This is a genomic window from Flavobacterium sp. ASV13 (assembly GCF_000745775.1).
GTDB lineage: Bacteria > Bacteroidota > Bacteroidia > Flavobacteriales > Flavobacteriaceae > Flavobacterium.
In genome coordinates this window covers 292,511-316,000 of the sequence record NZ_JQJY01000008.1, presented here as the reverse complement: position 1 = coordinate 316,000, position 23,490 = coordinate 292,511, and the positions used below count along the sequence as shown (strand labels likewise).

14 protein-coding genes are annotated in these 23,490 nt (G+C 34.0%); 8 read left to right on the top strand and 6 right to left on the bottom strand.

Annotated elements, in window-relative coordinates:
* Positions 1–23 precede the first annotated feature (23 nt).
* The 5 genes from GQ47_RS17745 to GQ47_RS17725 all read right to left on the bottom strand — a co-directional run bounded on the left by GQ47_RS17745 (position 24) and on the right by GQ47_RS17725 (position 9,588).
* Positions 24–3,980 (bottom strand): family 16 glycosylhydrolase, encoded by a 3,957-nt coding sequence (locus tag GQ47_RS17745; protein WP_035651226.1) that lies wholly within the window; start codon positions 3,978–3,980, stop codon positions 24–26.
* A gap of 207 nt (positions 3,981–4,187) precedes the next feature.
* Positions 4,188–7,115, bottom strand: a complete 2,928-nt coding sequence (locus GQ47_RS17740) for a triple tyrosine motif-containing protein (protein ID WP_035651224.1) — start codon at positions 7,113–7,115, stop codon at positions 4,188–4,190.
* A 299-nt stretch (positions 7,116–7,414) separates the two neighbouring features.
* Positions 7,415–8,062 carry an HAD family hydrolase gene (locus GQ47_RS17735; RefSeq protein WP_035651221.1) on the bottom strand — a complete coding sequence of 216 codons (648 nt, stop codon included), beginning with the start codon at positions 8,060–8,062 and terminating at the stop codon, positions 7,415–7,417.
* Between the two features lie 92 nt (positions 8,063–8,154).
* Positions 8,155–8,619 carry an NUDIX hydrolase gene (locus GQ47_RS17730; RefSeq protein WP_035651217.1) on the bottom strand — a complete coding sequence of 155 codons (465 nt, stop codon included), beginning with the start codon at positions 8,617–8,619 and terminating at the stop codon, positions 8,155–8,157.
* A gap of 48 nt (positions 8,620–8,667) precedes the next feature.
* Complete coding sequence (locus GQ47_RS17725) at positions 8,668–9,588, bottom strand: YybH family protein (RefSeq protein ID WP_035651215.1); 921 nt, start codon at positions 9,586–9,588, stop codon at positions 8,668–8,670.
* 330 nt (positions 9,589–9,918) lie between these two features.
* Between GQ47_RS17725 and GQ47_RS17715 the strand changes: the two genes are divergently transcribed.
* Positions 9,919–11,088, top strand: a complete 1,170-nt coding sequence (locus GQ47_RS17715) for a DUF4861 family protein (protein ID WP_035651209.1) — start codon at positions 9,919–9,921, stop codon at positions 11,086–11,088.
* Between the two features lie 121 nt (positions 11,089–11,209).
* Here GQ47_RS17715 and GQ47_RS17710 read toward each other — a convergent pair whose 3' ends face one another.
* Positions 11,210–12,331 (bottom strand): LacI family DNA-binding transcriptional regulator, encoded by a 1,122-nt coding sequence (locus tag GQ47_RS17710; protein WP_081909376.1) that lies wholly within the window; start codon positions 12,329–12,331, stop codon positions 11,210–11,212.
* Between the two features lie 438 nt (positions 12,332–12,769).
* Between GQ47_RS17710 and GQ47_RS17705 the strand changes: the two genes are divergently transcribed.
* The 7 genes from GQ47_RS17705 (at position 12,770) to GQ47_RS17675 (ending at position 23,442) form a co-directional block, all read left to right on the top strand.
* The gene (locus tag GQ47_RS17705) at positions 12,770–13,219 is read left to right on the top strand and encodes a NanQ anomerase/TabA/YiaL family protein (RefSeq protein WP_035651206.1); all 450 of its coding nucleotides are present in this window, start codon (positions 12,770–12,772) and stop codon (positions 13,217–13,219) included.
* A 2-nt stretch (positions 13,220–13,221) separates the two neighbouring features.
* Positions 13,222–13,887, top strand: a complete 666-nt coding sequence (locus GQ47_RS17700; RefSeq protein WP_035651203.1) for a bifunctional 4-hydroxy-2-oxoglutarate aldolase/2-dehydro-3-deoxy-phosphogluconate aldolase — start codon at positions 13,222–13,224, stop codon at positions 13,885–13,887.
* 8 nt (positions 13,888–13,895) lie between these two features.
* Entirely contained in the window at positions 13,896–14,708 is an 813-nt protein-coding gene (locus GQ47_RS17695) for an SDR family oxidoreductase (protein ID WP_035651201.1), read from the top strand.
* A gap of 17 nt (positions 14,709–14,725) precedes the next feature.
* Complete coding sequence (gene uxuA / locus GQ47_RS17690) at positions 14,726–15,910, top strand: mannonate dehydratase (protein ID WP_035651198.1); 1,185 nt, start codon at positions 14,726–14,728, stop codon at positions 15,908–15,910.
* A gap of 100 nt (positions 15,911–16,010) precedes the next feature.
* Positions 16,011–17,642: a hypothetical protein gene (locus GQ47_RS17685; RefSeq protein WP_035651195.1), complete on the top strand. Its 1,632-nt coding sequence runs from the start codon at positions 16,011–16,013 to the stop codon at positions 17,640–17,642.
* A 115-nt stretch (positions 17,643–17,757) separates the two neighbouring features.
* On the top strand, positions 17,758–21,867 hold the full coding sequence (locus tag GQ47_RS17680; protein ID WP_035651193.1) for a two-component regulator propeller domain-containing protein: 4,110 nt from the start codon (positions 17,758–17,760) through the stop codon (positions 21,865–21,867).
* Positions 21,868–22,263: 396 nt separating this feature from the next.
* On the top strand, positions 22,264–23,442 hold the full coding sequence (locus GQ47_RS17675; RefSeq protein ID WP_035651190.1) for a glycoside hydrolase family 88 protein: 1,179 nt from the start codon (positions 22,264–22,266) through the stop codon (positions 23,440–23,442).
* Positions 23,443–23,490: the final 48 nt, after the last annotated feature.

The following is a 23,490-nucleotide window of genomic DNA, read 5'->3' as shown; positions in this document are numbered from 1 at the left end:
CATCACACCCAATTTGTTTTTAATTATTTCTTAATTAACTTTTTACTCCAGCTTTTTTGATCTGATTTGAAATTCAGAATATAAATTCCTTCTCTCAGTCTGCTCAAATCAATTACACTTTCACTTGCTTCTTTTTCAGGTTTATTCTGAAGAATCAATGTTCCTGAATTGTCATAAATCGTGATGATTTTGTTGTCTAAATTTTCCGGAATTGCAACTTGAATATAGTCGCTTGCCGGATTTGGATAAATGGCAAAAACAACACTTTCCGGTGCACTTTCTTCAACTACGACATTCGCTTTTTTAGCGGCAGAAGCAGATCCGTAGGCTTCAATTTCATACAATGAATATCCGTAAGGAGCTAAAGCTTTTGCCGTACATAAAATTCTAAGATATCTTCCTGTTCCGCTTACAGTTAAATCATCAGTTCCTCCGTCGCTTGCTGTTTGTGTATTGATAGTTTCATTTTCGGTGAAAACATTATCTGTAGAAAGCTGTACTTTGTGTTGCGTTGCATAAGCTGCTTCCCATTTTAAAACCACGCGATTCAAGTTATAATTACTTCCTAAATCAACATAAATCCATTCTGTAGCATTGGCAAAAGAACTCGCCCATCTTGAAACTGTTCCGTCTCCATCTGTCGCTTTACCTGCTGATAAAGTCGGATTTTCTTCTGTAGAAGCTGTTGCAGTTTTAGCTAAAGCTAAATTCACATTCGGATTTGGTGTAATATTTCGAACAATAACATCGCTGAAAACTCCTGTTCCTAAAGTTCCGTTTGCGTGAGATGTAACCGCCATTCCAACATAAATGGTATTAGCCATCGTAATTGTTTTTGGAGTTCCAAGCTGTGTCCATGTTGTACCGTTATCAGAAGTGTAAGACGTAAATACATTTCCTGAACGAACCACACGAACCCATTTTGGTGCAGTTCCCGCTGCAACATCGGCTACAGTTACTCCTGACGTAGCATTTCTTGATAAAAATTCAACTCCTGCAGCTGGAGTCACATCGGTCATCGCATGTTTGGAAGTTGGTGTAAGCGTTTCACGAAACATAACTCCAGCTTTTGCATAAGTATTTGTATTAGTAAGCGAATTAACTTTGGCAATAATTTCAGCATCGCCCGTAATGGATTGATTTACAAATTGAAATTGATCACTTGTGTCCCAAATATCAGTTCCTGAACCTTTTATTGTGAAAGTTCCGCTAGAATGTGTCGCTTCTCCTGCTGGTGTTACCTCACCTAAATCTGTACTAACCCACGGCCAAGGCAATCCAACCGGAGTTTCTGTATGAACTAAGTTTAAAGCTCTAAGATTATCAAAATAATACGTGTTTCCAGAATTTGTTCCCGGCTCATATAAGAAAACAAAACGGTTTACTTCATTATCTGCAGTTGAAGCATCTGGTGTACTTACATAGGTAAAAGTTACCGTATGCCAAGTATTCGTTTGTTTTACAACTCCCTGATAAATACTATGTCTTCCAACCGGATAATTTGACGGAACCGAAGCACTGCTTTCTGCCTGCCATGAAATAATTGATCCAACCGGAGCAGATGTATAAACATCCATGGCGAATTTTTTAGTTCCGGCTTTAAAATCTCCAATATTGGTTAAAGTAGTATTGAAAGAGAAATTATCATACAATTCTGTTGATTTACGAACGTATCTTCCAACATTTGAAGATGTGTTAATTCCCGTTGCACTTGGATTTGCTACGTTTGCCGTATAAGTTCCGATAGCATCTCTAAATGTAATATTATGAACCGTTTGATAATCTTCATAAACAACTCCAGGTGTATAAGTATCTGGAAGTTTGGTTGCTCCAATTCTGATGTTATCAATATAATACGTATCGCTTGTATAAGAACCGGAGTTAAACAAAAGAACCATTTGGTTAATTGCCAGGTTTGAAGTTCCGGCATCTGGACTTGAATTATAGTAGAATGTCAGCGTTTCCCATTGATTTTGTTTCGTTGTAATCGCTACATAATTACTATTTCTTCCCGTTGGATAATTTGCCGGAAGCGAAGTCGCACTATTTTCAAAATTCATACTTACAACTGTTCCAACCGGAGCCGTTGTATAAACATCAATCATGATTTTATTTGTTTGGTTTTTGAATAAACCAGCATCTTCGATTGAAGTTTGTGTATTAAAGAAAAGTACGTCGTATTGTTCTGTTACATTTCGAACGTATCTCGCCACATTTGCGGACGAGTTAACAGAATTTGAGCCCGGATTTGCTACAACTGTATAAGTTCCTGTCGTAGTTCCTTTTATAATTTTATTGATGCCATCGTAGTTCTGCAATACATCTGTGGCAACAATTGGTTTTTCCAGAGTAGCTCTTGTCAACAAATTATCATAATAATAAGTTGCTCCCGAATTGGAATTTGATTCAAAAAGTAAAGCCACATTATTAATCGTCAAAGCACTTGTGTTTGGATCAATAATTTTTTCAAATTCAAATTCAATTGTTTCCCATTTATTCTGAACTGTTGTAGTCGCTTTGTAACCACTATGTCTTCCTGATGGATAATTAGTTGCCGTTGTAACATTGCTATTTTCTAACTGCATAGAAATTTTAGTTCCAACCGGTGCCGAAGTATACAAATCAAAAGAGATTCGTTTTCTTCCTGAAACATAATCATTTGCATTGCTGATTACGATATTTTTGATATTGAAAACATCATACAATTCAGAAAAATTACGAACATATCTTCCAACCAAAGCCGAAGTATTAATTCCAGTTGCAGATGGATTTGCAATGGCTTCTGTCAAAACTCCCGTTTTATTTCCGTAAACAACATTTCTGTTCGTTTGAAAATCTTCCTGAATTTTCTCTACCGGAATTACAGCTTCTGTCGCTACAGCCAATTTATAAGTATTTGCAGTACAACCAGAAGTTGTTGCCGTTACCGAAATATCTCCGCCTGAAGTTCCCCAATTTACTGTTACAGCATTTGTTCCCTGTCCAGCCGTAATTGTAGCTCCCGAAGGAACAGTCCAATTGTAAGTTGCACCTGCAATAGCATTAATAGAATATGTTTTGTTAGTTTCATTTTGATACACTTTTGCATCTCCTGCAACGCCATATTTATAACTTCCGTCATAAACACGAACGTAATCTACCTGCAATTTTGCCGGAAAATCTCCTGGAATTGGCGCAACACCCGCACCATTCACACTTGTATAAGGCGTTCCTGCACTACCTACAGCAAGATTTAAAATGATATAAAACTGACTATCATTAAATGGCCATCCGCCGTTTACTGTAGTATTTGGAGTTGCGGTGTGAAATAAAACATCATCAACATACCATTTAATAAAATTTGGTCCCCATTCTACTGCATAAATGTGAAAGTCTGTAGATAAATCTGTTGGAGAACTATAACTTCTTCCTGTAAAATGATATCCGTTTCCGTCATAATGAATCGTTCCGTCTACAGATTGTGGATTTCTGTGTTTGGCTTCCATAATATCAATTTCACCAGTATACGGCCAGTTTCCGTTAACGGGAAGCATCCAGAATGCCGGCCACGCGCCTTGCCCGTTTGATAACTTCATACGAGCTTCAACTCTACCGTATTTAAGGGAATACTTTCCTTCTGTAGTTAATTTTGAAGAAGCGTAAGGCTGATCTGGAAATGATCCGTTTGGTTGGTATTTAGCCTCAATGTTTAAGTAACTGTTTGTTCCTTCTTTTACAATTGTTGCCTGATTTGGATCGTAACGTTGCGCTTCAGCATTTCCGAATCCGCAAAGCGAAGGACAGCCATTTCCTGAAATACTCTGCCATTTGGTTAGATCGACAGTAGTACCATTAAATTCATCAGACCAAACCAATGTTTTACATTGCGCCTGAACTTTTAAAAATGGCAAAAGCACAAATATAGCTATGGCCAAAAATTGTTTAAAATAATAGAAATTATCTTTCGGTGGTCGGCCGAAAAAAGAGTCATTTTGTTTCATTTTTTTAGTTTTTTGTTAGTAAAGCTTATTACCGTAATAAAAACCCATTTTGCAGTAAACAGGTCATTATCTTAATAATAATCCGACAATATTAACAAATAAATCAGGCTAGACTTACATTTTTGAGTACGGTTTGACTACGGTGATTTAAAAAAAATGAAGAAAAAACGCGTAAAACTACTTAGGATTTTACATCATAATAAAAAATTAAAAATTTAGAATGAATTCTGTGATATTTGCGTCAGAAGGAAGTTGCAATTTTTTTCGAATTCTATATCGGGTATCTTCAACACCACGGACAGAAATTCCTAAAAGTGGGGCAATTTCTTTTGTATTAAAGTTCATTCGCAGGTAAGCACACAATCGCATATCGCGCGGAGTCAGTTCTGGATAAGTTGTTTTCATCCTCTGCATAAAATTATCATGCAGCTGATTGAAGATTTCTTCAAATTCGTTCCAATGTTTGTCGCCCTGTAATTCGTGATCGATTAGTTTGTTTATTTTGGTCAATAAACTAAAATTCACATTTGGATCGTTATTCTTGTCCATTTGCCCGATCAGTTCTTTTATCGAAAGCAAAATTTCATTTAAATGAATAAGATTCACGGTATTCGAAGCAACTTTGGCATTCTTAAGATTAATAGTTGTTTCGAGATTTTCCCGAACAATAGCCATATTTTCCTGTTCCAAATTCAGTCTCTGTTCGTTAAGTTCAGCACGGGCGCGCAATAATTCTTTTTCCTGATTCAGAATCAATTGCTGACGATCACCCTCAGCCACAAATTTTTGATATTTAATAATCAAATAAATGACTAGACAATAAAGTAGAAAATACAAAATATAAGCCCACATCGTTCTGTACCAAGGCGGTAAAACTTCAAATTGAAAAACCGCTTCTTCGCTTACCACATCATAAATGTTTTTTGCTCTTACGTGAAAAACATATTCATTTTCAGGTAAATTGGTATATTCTTTCTCGGTTTGTAAACTATAATCAGACCATTTCGGTTCAAAACCTTCCAGCCAGTATTCGTATTTTGTTGCATCGGCTTCATCATAAAAAAGTGATGAAAAAGAAAAATGCAATGCGTTATTAGAATGCGCTAAAACATGCGAGATTTTTTCTCCTGCATCTTTTGTTTTATTCGGAAGCACATCATAACGGCTTGAAAATATCAAACTGTCTTTCGGAAAAATACATTTCACTTCTGAAATTACCGCTTTATATTTCGTTTTGTATTTCTTGTTTTTAATGGCATTATAATGAATTAAGCCATCTTGCGTTCCAAAAAATACATCACCGCTCGTTGTCGTTTGAATATTTTCAAACCCAGGAACATATAAGTAACGAAGTTTTCTAAAAGGCAATTCTTCAACTTCAAAACTTCCGTTTGGTTTTTTCGCCATTTTCCCGGTATTTTCTCCAGAAATGTACCATATATTATTCTGATTATCCGGTTTTAATAATCGAATATGATTTTCTAAACCTAAATATTTTTTAAAAATAGGTTCAGGAATCATTTTCTTCGAATGAGCATCTTGTTTGTAAACTCCTTTTGTGGTTCCAAAAAGAATCTGATTGTCAATTTTAAAAGTATTCAGAAACAAACTCGACGGGAAACCATTTTTATCATTGTAAAACTCAACTTTTGAAACGGCATCGAATGTTTTATTAAACTGAATTTTATAGATTCCTTTGTATCCGTGGGCAATCCAGAAATTGCCGTTTTTATCTGTTTCTATAACTCGGCTGCTTTCCTCAAAACCTTTTATTTTGTTTTGATAAACCCACGAATTATTTATTTTTTTAAGAAGATACATTCCGTTATAACCGCCAACAAGCAATAAATCAGGATGATTCGGAACTAAAATTCCTTTCCACGCGCCATCAACTTTTGCCAGCAATTTTGCTGAATTACCGGAAACTTCAAAGATTCCATTTTTTTCAAAAGCCAAAAGCGAATTTCCAAAAACGCTAATATTCCAGACATTTTCAAACATTCCGGAAACGTGCTGAAAGTTCGCGTTTTCATGTTTTCCGTTTTTATAAGACTGCCAATCCATCCAAAACAAACCGTTATCTGTCGCGATATATAATTTATTCTGATAAATCTGACTGCAATAAATTTTGGTTTCTGAGTTTGAAGTATCCAAAACTCTGGACAATGGCGAAGAAATCTGGATTTGCGAAATTCCTTCTTTGAGTGTAACCCATAAATTGCCTTCTTTATCAACCTTAAGATTCGTTACATAATCATTCTGAAGTCCCATTTTTTTATCAATATGCTGAATCAAATGTCCCGAACTATCTATAACTATCAACCCGGATTGTCGGGTTCCAATTCCGAAATATCCATCAGAAAGTTCAACCGCAACCGAGATCTGATTTTGCTTTAATAAATTGTCCGCTTCGGTTAAAAATGGTTTTACCTGATTGTCTTTAAAAGTAAAAAGCCCATTCTTTTGTGTAAAAAGTAAAAAACCATTTTGAGTTTCAAACATTTTCCTGATTTTCATTCCGGCAAACTTCTCTCCATTTGTAACCGAAATTAATTTATCACCTTTTAATTTCAATAAACCTTTAGTATTATGCGAAATATAGATTTCTTTATTCACTTCGAAGAAATCATCAAATTTCTCTTTAGACTTTAAAACCTTGATTTTATTGTTGTTGTAGATAAAAATTTCTTCATAAGAGAAAAAAATAACTTCATTATTTCGGATAACGGTATGTATAACATCTCCAAAATTTCGAGCTGATTCCGGAAGTAATTTTACTAAAGATGTATATTGATACTGTCCGTTTGGCAATTGAATTGCATAACCAAAATCGCCCTGCGCGCCAACATACATTTTATCTTTTTTATCGATGGCAAGCGAGCGAACCATACTCTTATTTTCCGGTTGTGTAACGATGCTCCAACGAACGCCGTCAAACTGCATAATCCCGAAATGATTGGCAAAAAACATCATTCCTTTAGAATCCTGCAAAACATCCCAGTTTTCGGAAGCGGCCTTGTACGTTTTCGGATTATAATTAATTATAAAAGGAACACCAATTTTTTTAATCTGCGCATTTAAAACTGGAGAAATGAGCAATATTGATAAAATTAAAATTCTTATAAATTTCGTCATTTTGTTTCTGTCTGTAGGTTATTTTGTGATTTTGGAATCACAACTTCAAAATAACTCTTTGGGAAAAGTCATTTTTCTTTAGGCAAAACACATTCAATTTTAAATGTATTAATAACAATTATTCATTATTATCAAACTAAAAAAGAGAATGTCGAAATTCAAATATATAAAAATTTATTTTAATGCAACAAATTACATTTTAATCAAACAATTTTGTAATTGTAAGATAAAATTTAAACTTTAATATTAGGAGATAAGTCGAGGAAACGTCTTGCAAAACCTCAAACTTGAAACAAAAACTAAACTCCAAGCAACTCGCTCAACTCTTCATAACTATTAAAAAGAACTGCTCCTTCTTTTTCTAAATCTTCATTATTAAAACCATTTGCAAAACCGTACACTTTGAATCCACCACTAATTCCAGCCTTTACTCCAGCTTTGCTATCTTCCAGAACGATACAGTCTTTCACATCAAAACCCATTTCTTTAGCAGCATGCAAAAATATTCCCGGTTCAGGTTTCCAACTGTTGATTTGATAGGAACTAAATATTTTGTTTTCGAATTTATCCAATAAACCTGCCACTTCAAGATTCAGTCTTATTTTTTCAACCGGACCGCTGGAAGCCACGCAATATGGGATTTTTAATTTTTCGATATTTTCGATAAATTCAATAACACCTTTCATTGGTTTTACTTGAGTTTTAAATGCTTCAAAGCTTTTTTGGCGGTATTCTGCTTCGAAAGAATCGGGAAGTTTTTGATCGATTGCTTCTTCAATATGACGAAAACAGTCTTTTAAATTTCGTCCGTTGAAATTTCGGTAGGCATCTTCAATATGCATTTCAAAGCCATGCTCTGATGCCATTTCAAGCAATATTCCGTTACCGATTTTTTCTGTATCTACTAAAACTCCGTCACAATCGAAAATTATACATTTAACTTCCATACTTTTTATTTACATTTTTAAAATTGTCTGATAAACCAATCAAACGACAAAATGTAAATTACGAAAATTATCCTGTAAATCGAGAATGTTTTTTAAAGTGAAGCTGAAATTTTGGAAATCATTTGAACAATGAAATCAGCTTGTGCGGGATTTATTTTCTTTAAAGCTTCGGCAGTTTGAAACCATTCGCCTTTGTCAACTTCGGGAAAACTTTCTAATTTTCCAGATTTTGGTGGCCATTCCATTTCAAAATCATTGCTTTTTATTAAAGTCTCATCAAGGTCAAATTCTACCGCCCAAGCATGAACAATTTTACCCGATTTAAGTTTTACATATTCCAGTTTTATAAAATCACCATCGACTTCAAAACCGGTTTCTTCTTTAAACTCGCGAATTGCTGCATCAAGGGGATCTTCATCTTCAGTAAATTCACCTTTTGGAATCGACCAGCTTTCTAAATCTTTGTTTTTCCAAAACGGACCGCCTGGATGTACCAAAAAGAAAAAAGTAGTTTTATCAACGAATTTGTACAATAATATTCCGGCGCTCTGTTTCATCTAATTTGTTTTACATAAATATCGTGATTCTATTTGAATATCAACAATTTAATTATGGTTTACCATTTGGCGATAGAGCATTAAAATTCCGTTTTCGTCTCTTTTCCAGATATTTGTGCTTTTTCCGGTCACAATAGCTCTTCCTTTTTTATTATCCCACGAAACATCAACATAATAATAACCATATTCGATAACAAAATTATGAAGCGGAATCATTCTGCTAGCTTTTATGGATATCGAATCAATAGAAATTCCATTTGGTTTCTCGTGTTCTACAAAATAAGGCTTGATCTTTTCCATTCCAATGAACATTGGAGAATCGTAAGTTAGGTAAATAGCATCTTTTGTAAAAAATTCATCTGCATGTTTCTCGCCTTCTCTATTTGTTACAAGTTCGGCAATACGTTGGTTTCGTTTATTGACTTCGTTTTCTAAAGATTTTTCAATTTGTGGTTTTGGAATCTCATTAGAATTTGTTTTTATAAATGAAAAATTAGAGCCGTCAATTGCTTTATCTGCGCCCCAGATTTCTGATATCAAAGTTAGTTTTACATTTTTTTCAATTTTCCAGACATTCAAATATTTTCCATCGTAAACTAATCCTTCACCTTTTTTATTTGCCGAATTAATATTGAAAGTTCCAATTTCAATTGCGTAGTTATCAATCTGTTTAACTTCATAAATAACCTTTTTATAAGCGTTTATTTTAAAATTAGAAAACCATTGCTCATAATAGGATTTTATATCTTCTTTAGTATATAAAGCTTTGTGATATTCGGGCATGCATACAGGTTGTTTATCATCATAGTATTTGATAATAATACTGCTGTCATTACGCAAAAAAGAATCTTCAAACTGATTATTTATTGCTATGAGTTTTTCTTTTAATTGTTCCGTATTTTTAATGATTTGTCCTTGTAGATTCACAAAAACTGAAAACAATATTATTGATAAATATCTCTTTTTCATGCTTTTACAATATTAAAATAGATTGTTAAAAGTAGAAAAAGAAATTTAAAAAACTGCAAATCAATTCATTAAACAATGTAGAGATATAGTACATTGGTTTATTTCTGAAACTTTTTACCTCGTACCATTTTACTGAATTAACTTTGAAATAACATTCTTCATACTTTTGAATTAAAATATCTGGTTCTATAGTTTTGACATTCATTTTGAAAAACTCATTTCCTGGTTTCTGTACAGAATTACCCCAATTCCGTATTTACAGTTGTTTTAGAATTTGTACTTTTATAAAATACTATCAAACTAATTTCCTAAAAAATTAAATTACAAATTGTGAAAAAGCATCTTTTACTAACTACCATTCTGGCAAGCACTTTTGCCATGCATTCTCAAAACAAAACCATTACAATTACCAATTCGCTTAAAGTTGATCGAGAATTTGAAACAGTCGAATTAACTAAAAAAATACTTGGATTACCTGCCGATGCTAAACTTGAAAATTACACTATAAAGGATAAAAGTTCCAATTTATTTCTAGAAACCCAAACAGTTGATAATGAAGGCGACGGAACGATGGATGTGCTTTTATTTCAGCCAAAAATCAAGGCTTCTTCAAAACAGAATTTTGAAATTTTAGTAGGAACCAATCCGAATGCTTCGCAAGTTGCAAGCTGTTATTCTAGATTTGTACCCGAAAGAATAGATGATTATGCATGGGAAAACAACAAAGTTGCTTTTAGAGCGTATGGTCCAGTGGCACAAAAAATGGTCGAAAATAAAGTTTCTGGAGGTGCTTTGACAAGCGGTATAGATGCTTGGCTAAAAAGAGTCGATTATCCAATCATCAACAAATGGTACGACAAAATGACTACAGGAAAGGGAACTTATCATAAAGATACTGGAGAAGGTTTAGATAATTTTCAGGTTGGCGACAGTCGTGGAATTGGCGGAATTGCCGTAAATGTGGACGGAAAATATTATTTTTCGAAGAATTTTGTCAGCTGGAAAACGATTACAACGGGACCTATCAGAACGAGTTTTATTTTGACTTATGCCGATTGGGATGCGAAAGGAAATAAAATAACAGAATCTAAATTAATCAGTTTAGATTACGGAAGTTATCTTTCTCGTTATGAAACATCAGTTACTGGAACTACAACTATTGCTGTCGGAATAACACTTCACGAGAAAAAAGGAACTATTGGAACTAACTTAAAAAATGGCTGGTTGAGTTATTGGGAACCAATCGACGATTCAGAAATCGGAATGGGATTAGTAGCTCCAAAAAACGCCATGACAAGCTTTGATAATCACGTGACAGACGAAAAAGAATTAAGCAATTTGTACGGAAATATCACTGTTAAAAACGGAAAAGCAATCTACTACGCCGGTTTTGGGTGGAAAAAAGGAAGTCCGTTTCAAAACAAACAAGAATGGGAAACGTATTTAACTTCTTTTGCTGAGAAAATAAATAATCCGCTTGTTGTTAAGGTGAAGAAGTAATTTTATCTGGCCACGGATTATGCGGATTTTAACCGGTTGACACAGATTTTAATATTCATTGTTGAGTGAAAAATAACCTGTGATAATCTGTTAAAATCCGCATAATCCGTGGGCAAAACCATTAGTTTTTATTCGGAAAATAATTCTCTTTTAAAATAATTTCCAACGGAATATAATTTGTTGATTCTGTTTCTTCCTGAAGTACTAGTTTTTTGTACAAATAATTAATTCCCATATAGCCTTGCTCCTCTGGTCTTTGATTAATCAGGAAATCAATTATACCCTTATTCAGGTATTCGATATTTTCTTTCAATAAATCGAAACCAATAATTCTCACGCCTTTTATATTATTTTTTTCTAAAAATCGGGCTACAATATAAGCTCTTGAATTGGGCACAAAAACACTGTGAATGTCTTTAAACATTTCCATACACAATTGATCTGTACCTGAATCTTTAACTGTAATTTCAGAAAAACTAAAATTGGTAAGTTCATCATGGTCTTTAAAATAAGAATAAAATCCATCGATTCGTTGAAGATAAACTGATGTACTTTCAATTTCTCTTGTTATTTTAAAAACCAAAACCTTTCTTTTATTTTTTACCGCAAAACTAATCAGTCTTCCGGCAAGATAACCGCTTTGAAAAGCATTCTGACCGACATAAGCATGTTCGCTTTCTTCAGAAATATTCGAATCGATCATAACAATCGGAATCTGTTTTTTTTGATATTCATTCAAAAACCGAACAGAATCTTCATAAAAAATGGGAGCAAAAAGCAATCCGTCACAATCAAAATCAATTACATTTTGAATTTGCTTTTGAAAAGATTCCTTGTTAAAATCATAGAAAAAATAATCCAGCACAACCCCAAATTTCCCAAACTCTTCTGCCGCTTTTTCTACACCTGAAATCTGACTTTTCCAATATTCCAGATTTTCATATTTAGGCAAAAAAACAGCAAAATGAAACTTCTTGTTTAATGCCAGATTGCTCGCTAAAATATTGCGTTTATAGCCATATTCTTCAATAATAGCATTAACTCGATCTACATTTTCCTGTGCAACCTGCCCGCGATTATGAATAATCCTGTCAACCGTTCCTGGCGATACATTAGCAAGTTCTGCTATTTTTTTAATTGTTATGATATTTCTGATATTTAGGTTAAAAGAATGGATTAGCTGTATAAAATTATTATTTTTTTTATCAAATATAAGTTGTTTTACATCTCTTTTTATATACATTTGCAAAACACCGTGTGCGTACACGCAAAAATACACAAATGATAAAAAGGACAATAACAATTTGTGTTTATTTTTTGAATTTAATTGTTTAAAAAGTTGAAAGTTATTTTAACAATATAAAACTGTATTTAATTAATATTCAACATTTTTAATTAAATCAATTAAATAAAAGATTTAAATAAAGTAAAAAGATAAAACAATCCTTTTCAGGCAGTTAAATAATAAAAAAAACAAAACCTGACACGAAACAACAAAATAAATCACAAAAAATTAATAACCAGTGTTTTAAATACAATCATTTAAATTAAAAATAGAAATATTTTTATACCAAATAATTAAAGGCACGAATTTTTAATTTAAATGAAAAATGAAACCTCTGTCTTTGTGTTTCTGACAAAGAAGAATTATTCAAAAAACAAAATATAAAATCAAATAAGAATGATAGTAGATTCATTACACAATGCCGCAAAATATTACGGTTTGCATCCAAACTTTAAAAAAGCTTTTGATTTTGTAGATCAAAATGACATTAGCAAATTAGAAGAAGGTGTTTTGGAAATTACCGAAGGATTAAAAGTAATCGTAATTGCTGGCGAAGGAATGACCAAAGAAGAGAGCATCAAAGGTTTTGAATGTCACGACAAAAACATTGACATACAAATTGTAGTAAAAGGTCCGGAAACTTATGCATGGAAACCGAGAGAAAAATGTGTAAGTCCAAATGGAGATTATAGTGATGAAAAAGATGTTCGCTTTTTTCATGACAAACCCGACATGTTTTTTCAATTACAGGAAAAACAATTTACTATTTTATTTCCAGAGGATGTTCACGCCGCTATGATTGGTGATGGTTCATTGAAAAAGCTAGTTTTTAAAGTAAAAATTTAGTTATGAAATCAATTCCAGAATCAATAGAAATCATTTCGCAGCAAGGCATGCTTCCTTTGTATTTCAATACAGATGAAAATGTGAGTATTGAAGTGCTTCGTGCTTTGTACAGTGCTGGCATAAGAGCAGTCGAATATACAAACCGCGGTTCTGAAGCTTTAGTGAATTTCAAAAAAATGGTGGAAATCAGAAATATTGAAATGCCGGAAATGCTTTTAGGAATCGGTACAATAAAAAATGAATCACAAGCCAAAGATTTTCACGATGCTGGTGCTGATTTTTTCATAAGTCCGGGCTTTGTTCCTGAAGTTGCCGCTTTTCTGAAAAATAAAAATGCCTTCTACGCTCCAGGTTGTATGACACCAACCGAAATTATTGCTGCAGAAAATGCCGGTTCTTTATTTATAAAACTTTTTCCAGGAAACATTCTTGGACCAGATTTTATGAGCAGCATCAAAGACGTTTTTCCAAATCTAACTTTTATGGTGACAGGAGGTGTTGATACCACATCAGCGAGTATACACAGTTGGTTTTCTGCCGGAGTATCTGCAGTAGGAATGGGAAGCAAACTGATTACTAAAAAACGCATGAACGAAGGCGATTATGCCGCAATCAAAAACGAAACTGAAAAAGTCATAGATATCATTCAGACTTATAGAAAACTATAATAATTTATATGGATTCAATATTTAATTTAAAAGGAAAAATTGCACTTATAACTGGTGGTGCCGGCGTATTAGGAAGCAACTTTGCAAACGTTTTGGCTAAACAAGGCGTAATCGTTGGGATTGTATCGCAATCGCTTCAAAAAGCCGAAAATACAGTACAACATATAGAAAAAAACGGAGGTCAGGCTTTTGCGGTTCAGGCCAATGTTTTGAATAAAGAAGAAGTAGAAAAAGTAAGAGATTATATTGTTGAAAAATATGGTCGCCTGGATATTTTGATCAATGCTGCCGGGGGAAATATGCCAGGCGCAACAATCCAGCCAGATCAAGCGGTTTATGACATGAAAACCGAAGATTTACAGCAAGTTATTGATTTGAATATCATCGGAACAATGTTGCCGTCACAAGTATTTTCAGCACTTTTTGCTAAACAGAAATCAGGAAACATTATCAATATTTCATCGGCATCGGCGCAAAGACCTTTGACAAGAGTTGTGGGTTACTCAGCTTCAAAAGCGGCTATTGATAATTTCACACAATGGATGGCGGTTGAATTAGCTTCAAAATACGGCGAGGGAATTCGTGTAAATGCTATTTCTCCAGGATTTTTTATTGGCGAACAAAATCGCGCTTTGTTGCTTACTCCAGAAGGAAATCTAACGCCAAGAGGTGAAAAAATCATCGGACAAACTCCAATGGGAAGATTTGGAAAACCTGAAGATATTGACGGTGCACTTTTATACTTGTGCAGTGATATGTCAAAATTCGTAACGGGAACAGTATTAAAAGTAGATGGTGGTTTTGCCGCTACGAGTATTTAATTTTTTAAAACACGAAAATGGAACAAACATTACGCTGGTTCGGACCAAATGACCCTGTTTCTTTACAAGATATCAAACAAACCGGAGCAACCGGGATTGTAACTGCATTGCACCATATTCCAAACGGACAAGTTTGGAGCATTGAAGAAATCATTAAACGAAAAGTTGAAATCGAACACGAAGACGGCGATCCTAAAAAAGGCGCTTCTGGTTTGACTTGGTCGGTTGTAGAAAGTATTCCGGTTCATGAAGACATCAAAAAACAAACTGGAAAATATCTGGAATATATTGAAAACTATAAAGAAAGCATTCGAAATTTGGCTTTATGCGGCATCAAATGTGTCTGCTATAATTTCATGCCGGTTTTAGATTGGTCAAGAACCGATTTGTCTTATACCGTTGAAGATGGCTCTAAAGCGCTTCGTTTTGATATTAATGCTTTTGCTGCTTTTGAATTGTACATTTTGAAAAGACCAGGAGCAGAAAACGAATATTCCTCAGAGCAAATTCAAAAAGCAAAAAGCTATTTTGAAGCCATGACTGCAGAAGATAAAGTCAAATTACAACAAAATATTTTGGCGGGACTTCCAGGAGCTGAAGAAGCGTATAGTGTTGAAGATTTTCTGATAACGCTAAGCGCTTACAATCATATTGACAGACAAGCTTTAAAGAATAATCTTTTTCATTTTCTAAAAGAAATTATTCCGGTTGCCGAAAATAAAGGTGTTTTAATGGCGATTCATCCTGATGATCCTCCCTACCCGATTTTAGGTTTGCCGAGAGTTGTTAGTACTGAAGAAGATTTGATTGAGTTAATGAACGCAGCTCCTTCAAAATCAAACGGATTTACAATGTGTACAGGTTCATACGGTGTTCGCGCTGATAATGATTTGCCTGGAATCGTTAGACGTCATGGCGATAAAATGAATTTTATTCACTTAAGAAGTACACAACGTGACGAAGAAGGAAGTTTCTACGAAGCAAATCATTTGGAAGGCGATGTTGATATGTACGAAGTTGTAAAAGCGATTCTCGAAGTCGAAAAAAGAAATAACAGCAAATTGCCAATGCGTCCGGATCATGGACATCAAATGTTGGATGATTTGAAGAAAAAAACAAACCCTGGGTATTCTGCAATTGGCCGTTTAAGAGGCCTTGCAGAATTGCGCGGACTTGAATTGGGAATTAAGCGATCCGTGTAAAATTTCACCGCAAAGTCGCAAAGTACGCAAGAAATTTAAACTTTGCGTTCCTTGCGACTTTGTGGTAAAAAAAACTAACTAACCATAAAACCACAAAACCATGATTCGCCAAGTCATTTTTATCTCTTGTAGTCTTTTTATAAATACCGTACTGGCGCAGGAATTACCTACCATTATTACTTCTCCAAAAACCAATTATCTTCCGGATTTTAGCTATGCTGGCTATCATTTCGGCGAAAGCCAAATTCCTGATGCTAATGGAAAAGTAGTTAATGTAGTTGATTTTGGAGTAAAAGCTAATGACGAATTAGATGATTCAAAAGCATTATTAAAAGCTTTCAAAGCGGCTAATGCCGTTGAAGGAAATGTAATTCTTCAATTGCCTGCAGGAAAAATTATTCTTAGCGAAATTCTGTATATCGAAAGAAGTAATTTTGTGCTTCGCGGTGCTGGTTCTGCTGAAAACGGAACCGAAATCTACTGTCCAAGGCCGATGATGTATCTTAAAGATTCAGATGCTTTGGCTGAACTTCGAGAATATCTTACAACTTTAGACAAAAGACAGCGCGAACCAGAAAACAATATTGATTTGCCTTTTTCACAATATGCTTGGTCTGGCGGTTTTATCTGGACACAAGTTCCGGGTGAAAGAGTAAAATCGTATTTGGATAAATATGAGCCTGAATCTAATCCGTTGGCGAAAGTCAGTTCAGGAAAAATGGGCGAACATAGTATTACAGTTTCTGATATAAAAGGTTTGAAAGTTGGTGATATTGTCGAATTGCAGTTGTTTAATAAAGATGGCGAAAACGGCGAAATCATCAAAGATTTATACCAAGGAGCCAAAGTAAAACCAGGTTCACATCATTGGAATTTTCCAAAACTTCCTATCGTGAGACAACAAGTTGAAATCACTAAAATTTCTGGCTCAAAAATCACTTTAAAAACGCCGTTGACTATTTCAATAAAACCAAGTTATCAGGCGCAATTAATCGAATGGAAACATTTAAATGAAGTTGGGATTGAGCATCTTCGTTTTACTTTTCCAGATATCCCAAGAGTCGCACATCATGTTGAACCCGGAAATAATGGAATTTTCCTGACTCGCCTTTTTAATAGCTGGGTTAAAGATATCAAAATAACCAATGCCGATAGCGGTATTTTAGCCGAAGAAGTCGCAAATACTACGATTCAGGATATTACTACAGATGGAACGCATTTAGCACATTACACAGTAACTTTAGGCGGTGTCCATAATATTTTGGTTAAGAATCTCAAAATTTATAATTCAGCCGTTCATCCGTTAAGTTTCAACACTTTTGCTACTAAAAACGTCTATCAAAACTGTGAGATTTTTAAAGATCCCGTTTTAGATCAGCATTCAGGAGCCAATCATCAAAATTTATTTGACAATATTACGGTTCACTTTAAAGCAGGCAAAAATAATAGTTATGCCCTATTTGGTGGCGGCGGAGCAGAATATTGGAAGCCTTCTCACGGACCTTACAGTACGTTTTGGAATCTGAATGTTCAGGTTGAGAATCCCGATCAATCAAAACCGGTTTTACTATACGGAATGAAAGACGGCGCTTTCGCAAGGATTATCGGTGTACATGGAAATGCAAAATTTGAAATCAAATATGACGTCGATCCGTATATAGAGTTTTTAAATAAACCAATTGAAAAAATTCCATCATTATACGATTATCAATTAAGTAAACGCATGAAATAGGAACAAAGGCCCAAAGCTACAAAGGTTCAGAGGCTTTCTCTATTGAAATCTTTGTCCCTTTGTAGCTTTGCCCCTTTGCTCCTTAAATATAACTCTAACCAAAAAAATAAATGCTATGAAATACACGAGCGTCTTTCTAGTTTTACTTTTTATTTCAGGAAATTTATTTTCCCAGAATAAATACCGACTTAAAAATTTTTCAACCACTGACGGCCTTTCGCAGAATTCTGTTATTGCCATACATCAGGATAAATTTGGACAGATGTGGTTTGGTACGCGCGACGGCCTCAATAAATATGACGGCAGCCGATTCACCGTTTTTAGGAATGATGTTGCCAACAAAACGTCTATCAGTAATGACATTTTAGCTATTGAAGAAGATAATTCCGGAAAATTATGGATTGGAACTTATAATGGTCTGAACTGTTATGATCCCGTTAGTAATACTTTCAAGCGATACTTAAATGACAAGACCAATCATACCATAAATAGCAATACTATTTGGTGTATCAAGAAAATTGGTGATGAAATGTGGTTTGGAACTTCAAAAGGATTATCTGTTTACAACAAAAAAACAGGGCAATTTTCCTCTGCTGTTCATTCTGCTACTGATATTGCATCAATTCCAAGCAATAATATTCTGAGTATTTTTAAAACTAAAAAAGGCAAAGTCTGGATTGGAACTACAAAAGGATTGTGTTTATTTACAGGTAGAAAAAATGGAAAATTTTCTTTTAAAAATTATCCGTTAAATAATATTGACGTATTGAATGTGTCAGCAATTGCTGAAGACCGTTTCAGCAATATCTGGGTTGGAACAAAAAACAAAGGACTTTTAAAATTTAACCCATCAACAAACAGTTTTGTTTCGTTTTTATCTGAGGAAAAACGCAAAGAAATCAACAATGAAATTCGTGCTTTGGCTATTGATCGCAAAGGCTCGATCTGGATTGGTGCTTATGACGGAATTTATATTTTAGGAGAAGATAAAAGCATTCAAAAGATAAACAATAACAATAGTTACAGTAATAGTAATCATAACAGCGGAATCGAAAAAGTAAAATCAATTTTCATCGATAAAAAAGGTTCCGTTTGGATTGGTTGTTATTACAAAGGCGTAAATATGTGGGATATTTCAAGTGTAAATTTCCTCAATTACGATCAGAATTCGAAAAAGATTCCGATGAGTTATGATGTCGTAAGTTCGATTGTGGCCGACAAAAATCAGAATATTTATTTTGGAACCGAAGGTGGCGGCATCACCGTTTACAATAAAAATACAGAAACTACGAGTTACCTGAACAATAAAATTGGACAAACGCCAATAAATGATATTAAATCAATGTGCGTTGCAGAAAATAATATTTTATGGATGGGAACTTTCTCTAAAGGAATTTCAGCTTATAATACCCTGACTAAAAGTATTGAAAGCAACAGAATTTCACCTCAATTAAAGGATTCGCTAAAAGATGTCGGAGTTTATTCCATCAAAACAGAAGGAAACGGTGTATTGTGGATGGGTACTTTTAGCAAAGGATTAGTTCGTTATAATACTGTTTCTAAAGATTTTCAATTTATTAGAAATGATACTACAAAGGCAAATTATCTAACCAATAATTATGTGCGAACAGTCTTTGTTGACAAGCAAAAAAGGCTTTGGGTGGGAACTCTGAGTGGACTGAATCTTATTGGGCTTCAAAATTTCCAATCCAATAAATATATTGTAAAGCATTATTTTTATGATGATGTTTCTTTATCCGGAGATGATATTCTAACATTGTTTCAGGATTCTCAGAATAAAATCTGGGTAGGAACAAAAGCAAAAGGATTGCATTATTTTGATGGAAAAAAATTCAACAGAATCAACCTGAAAATTGGAAATATGGTTGTTACATCCATCCATTCTATTTTGGAAGATGATGATAAAAACCTTTGGATTAGCAGTAATCAGGGAATTTTAAAATACAGTACGACCCGAAAAACAGTTGTTAGTTATGATCAAAAAGATGGTATAGCCAATAATGAGTTTAATGATAATGCAGCTTTAAAACTTGATAACAATACATTTTATTTCGGAAGCCCTTCAGGAGCAACTTATTTTGACTCCCGAAAAATTTCTAAAAATCTATACGCGCCTCAGGTTTTGATTACTGATTTGAAAATCAAAAATAAAACGACAAACCCAAATGATTCTTTAGGCATTTTAGAAAAAAGCATTGGATATACCAAAACCATTACTTTGGATTATGACAAAGCTAATTTCTCAATCAGTTTTGCGATTCCAAATTACATTCGATCAAAAAAGAACCAATATAGCTATCGTTTAACAGGGTTGGAAAACAACTGGACAATAACCAAAAACAGCGAAGCCAATTTTGCTATTCAAAATCCGGGAACTTATACATTTGAAGTGCGTGGTGCGAATAATGACGGCGTTTGGAACAAAAATCCAACAACACTGACCGTTATTGTAAATCCGGCTCCGTGGCGCAGTATTTGGGCATTTTTATTATACGGAATTATAATTGGTTTAGGATTATACGGTTTGATCTGGATTATGAAATCAAAAGCCAGATTGAAACAAAAACTCGAACTGGAATATCTGGAAACACAGCGAATTGAAGAAAATAACAAATTAAAACTGGATTTCTTCACTAATATTTCGCATGAATTCAGAACGCCTTTAACGCTGATTTTAGGTCCATTGCAACAAATATTAGCCGATTATAACGGAACCAATGAAATGTATAAAAAGCTTTTAGTTATAGAAGGAAGCGCGAATCATCTTTTAGGCTTAATCAATCGTTTAATGGATTTCAGAAAGCTGGAAAATCATCAGGTTGCACTGGAATCGGCAAATGGAAATATTGTAAAATTTACCAAAGAAATCTTTTTGTCTTTTATAGAATATGCCAAAGATGGAGGTTACGATTACACATTTGAAGCTGAAAACGAAGAAATGCTGGTGTATTTTGACCGATATAAACTCGAACGTGTTTTCTATAATTTGATTTCGAACGCTTTTAGATATACTCCAAAAGGCGGTTCTATTAATGTTAAAATCAATCACGATCAGCAGCATCTTTTTATAGCTGTTGAAGATTCAGGAGTTGGAATTTCCGAGGAACATATTGATAAGATTTTTGATTTGTTTTTTGAAGTTCCGACACATAACCAAGTTCAGAAAAACTATAATAAAGGAACCGGAATCGGGCTTTCGATTGTGAAAAACATTGTTGAGCTTCACAAAGGAAAAATCGATGTTACGAACAAACCAACTGGCGGTGTTATTTTCAAAGTGACTTTACCGCTTGGACGCGAACATCTTTTGGATAGCGAAATTATTTCTGATTTTAAAATCAGTGATGATATTGAACAATATAACGCTCAACTTGAATCTTCTGAAGCGATAGAAAATGAAGATATTGAAGATTTAATCGTAAACGAAGAAAAACAGACAATCTTAATCGTTGAAGATCATAAGGTTTTGAGAAAGTTCATGAAAAACTTACTCAAAAAAGATTACAATATTATTGAAGCTGAAAATGGTAAAATCGCTCTAGACAAAGCATTAAAATTTGTTCCGAATTTGATTATCAGCGACGTTATTATGCCTGAAATGGTTGGAACTGAATTGTGTGCTAAAATAAAAGAAAACATTAAAACCAGTCATATTCCGGTTATTTTGCTGACTTCGAGATCTTCATTGGTTTATAAATTCGAAGGACTTGAAAGTGGTGCCGATGATTATATCAGTAAACCATTCAATTTAATGGAATTTAAGCTTCGTGTCAAAAATCTTTTGAATACAACCGAGCGCTTAAAAATCAAATTTTCAAGTGAAGATAATTTTATTCCGTCGGAAATTACAGTTTCTTCAATAGATGAAGAATTATTGAAAAAAGCATTTAAAATTGTTGAAGAGAATATTTCGAATGAACAATTTGATGTTCCGTTTTTCTGTACTGAATTAGGTGTCAGCCGAACGATGTTGTTTTTAAAAATCAAAGCCTGGACAAATTGCACGCCAAACGAATTTATTCATGAAATTCGATTAAAACGTGCCGCTCAATTATTGGAACAAGACAAGTTAACTGTTTCTGAAATCAGCTATAAAGTGGGCTTCAATAATCCGAAATATTTCAGTAAATGCTTCCAGAAAAAGTACGGCGAAACGCCATCACAATATGCTGACAAATTTTACAAAACTACTGTTGTAATTTAGCAATCCCACTGTTTTATGGGCTTAAAAAAGGGTATCTGTATTTTTAGATACCCTTTTTTGTATTTCTATATCGTTTTCGGCATCTACATTTGCCATATGAAAATCAAAATACCGAACTATTTATTTCTTCAAATTTTATTTGTCGTCATCATAATCGGAATGAGTCTTTTGCTTTTCTATTTTATCTAACCTTAACCTTAAACCAAAACAATGAATGTTCACCAACCAAAAAATCAAATTCTACACATGATGTGTTTTTGATATGTGTGTTTTTGACACATAGAAACGCAAGAACTTATATAGTTTAATTACATTTAATAAAAAAATAGAAATGATCCCAAACCCAAATTTAAAACCAAGTAATTGTGGTTTTTTAAAAATGATTAATTAGTAAATATGAATAAAGTTAGTTTCATTTCTTTGATTCTAGGGTTTGCATCGCTGACAACGGCATGCAAATCCGGAATTAAGTCTCAAAAAACAATTGTCTCTCCAACGACAAAAACACTGTTGGATACACGTTATAAAATGTTGCTCGATTATCCGATCGATTCTCTGTCGATGCCTCGCAGCATGAATGTCAAAACTAATGAAATACATAAAGTGCCGTCGAGAGACTGGACAAGCGGTTTTTTTGCCGGGAATCTTTGGCAATTATACCGACTTACCGGCGATTCTAAATACAAAGAACAAGCTGAAAAATGGACCGCTTTCAGCAAAAAAGAAAGTGTCAACCGTAATTCTCACGATGTAGGTTTTAAAGTGTATTGCAGTTTTGGAGAAGCGCTTAAAGTCGAAAACAAAAAAGAATTTGCAGATGTAATTATTAAAGGCGCCGAAACTTTATGCACAAGATTTGATCCAAAAGTAGGTTCGATTCGTTCATGGGATTTCAATAAAGAAATCTGGGATTTCCCAGTTATTATTGACAATATGCTGAATTTGGAATTGCTTTTTGAAGCTTCAAAATTATCTGGAAATCCAAAATATCGTGAAGTTGCAATTCAGCATGCCAATACAACTTTAAAAAATCAATTTAGAGAAGACAACAGCTGTTACCACGTTATTGATTACGATCCGAAAACAGGAAATGTCAGAAAGAAAACTACACTTCAGGGTTATAATGATGATTCTGTTTGGGCTCGCGGTCAAGGCTGGGCGGTTTATGGATTCACAATGTCATACCGATATACAAAAGATCCTGCCTATTTGAAACAAGCCGAAGCAACTGCAAAGTTTTTTATGACGAATAAAAACCTGCCAGAAGACGGAATTCCGTATTGGGATTTTAAAGATCCTAGCATTCCAAATGCTGCGCGAGATGTTTCTGCGGCAATGGTCATGGCATCAGGATTATATGAATTGTACGGTTATACCAAAAATAAAAGTTATTTGGCTTTCGCCGATAAATTAATGACTTCGGTACAATCTGATAAATATATTTTAAATGCCAATATCAAAGCTCCTTTCCTACTCGATCACAGCACAGGAAACTGGCCAAAACACGATGAAATTGACGAACCTATAATTTACGCTGATTATTATTTTCTGGAAGCTTTGCTCAGAAGAAAGTAATAATCTAAGGTACAAAGTTACAAAGGTACAAAGTGACAGAGGTTTTCA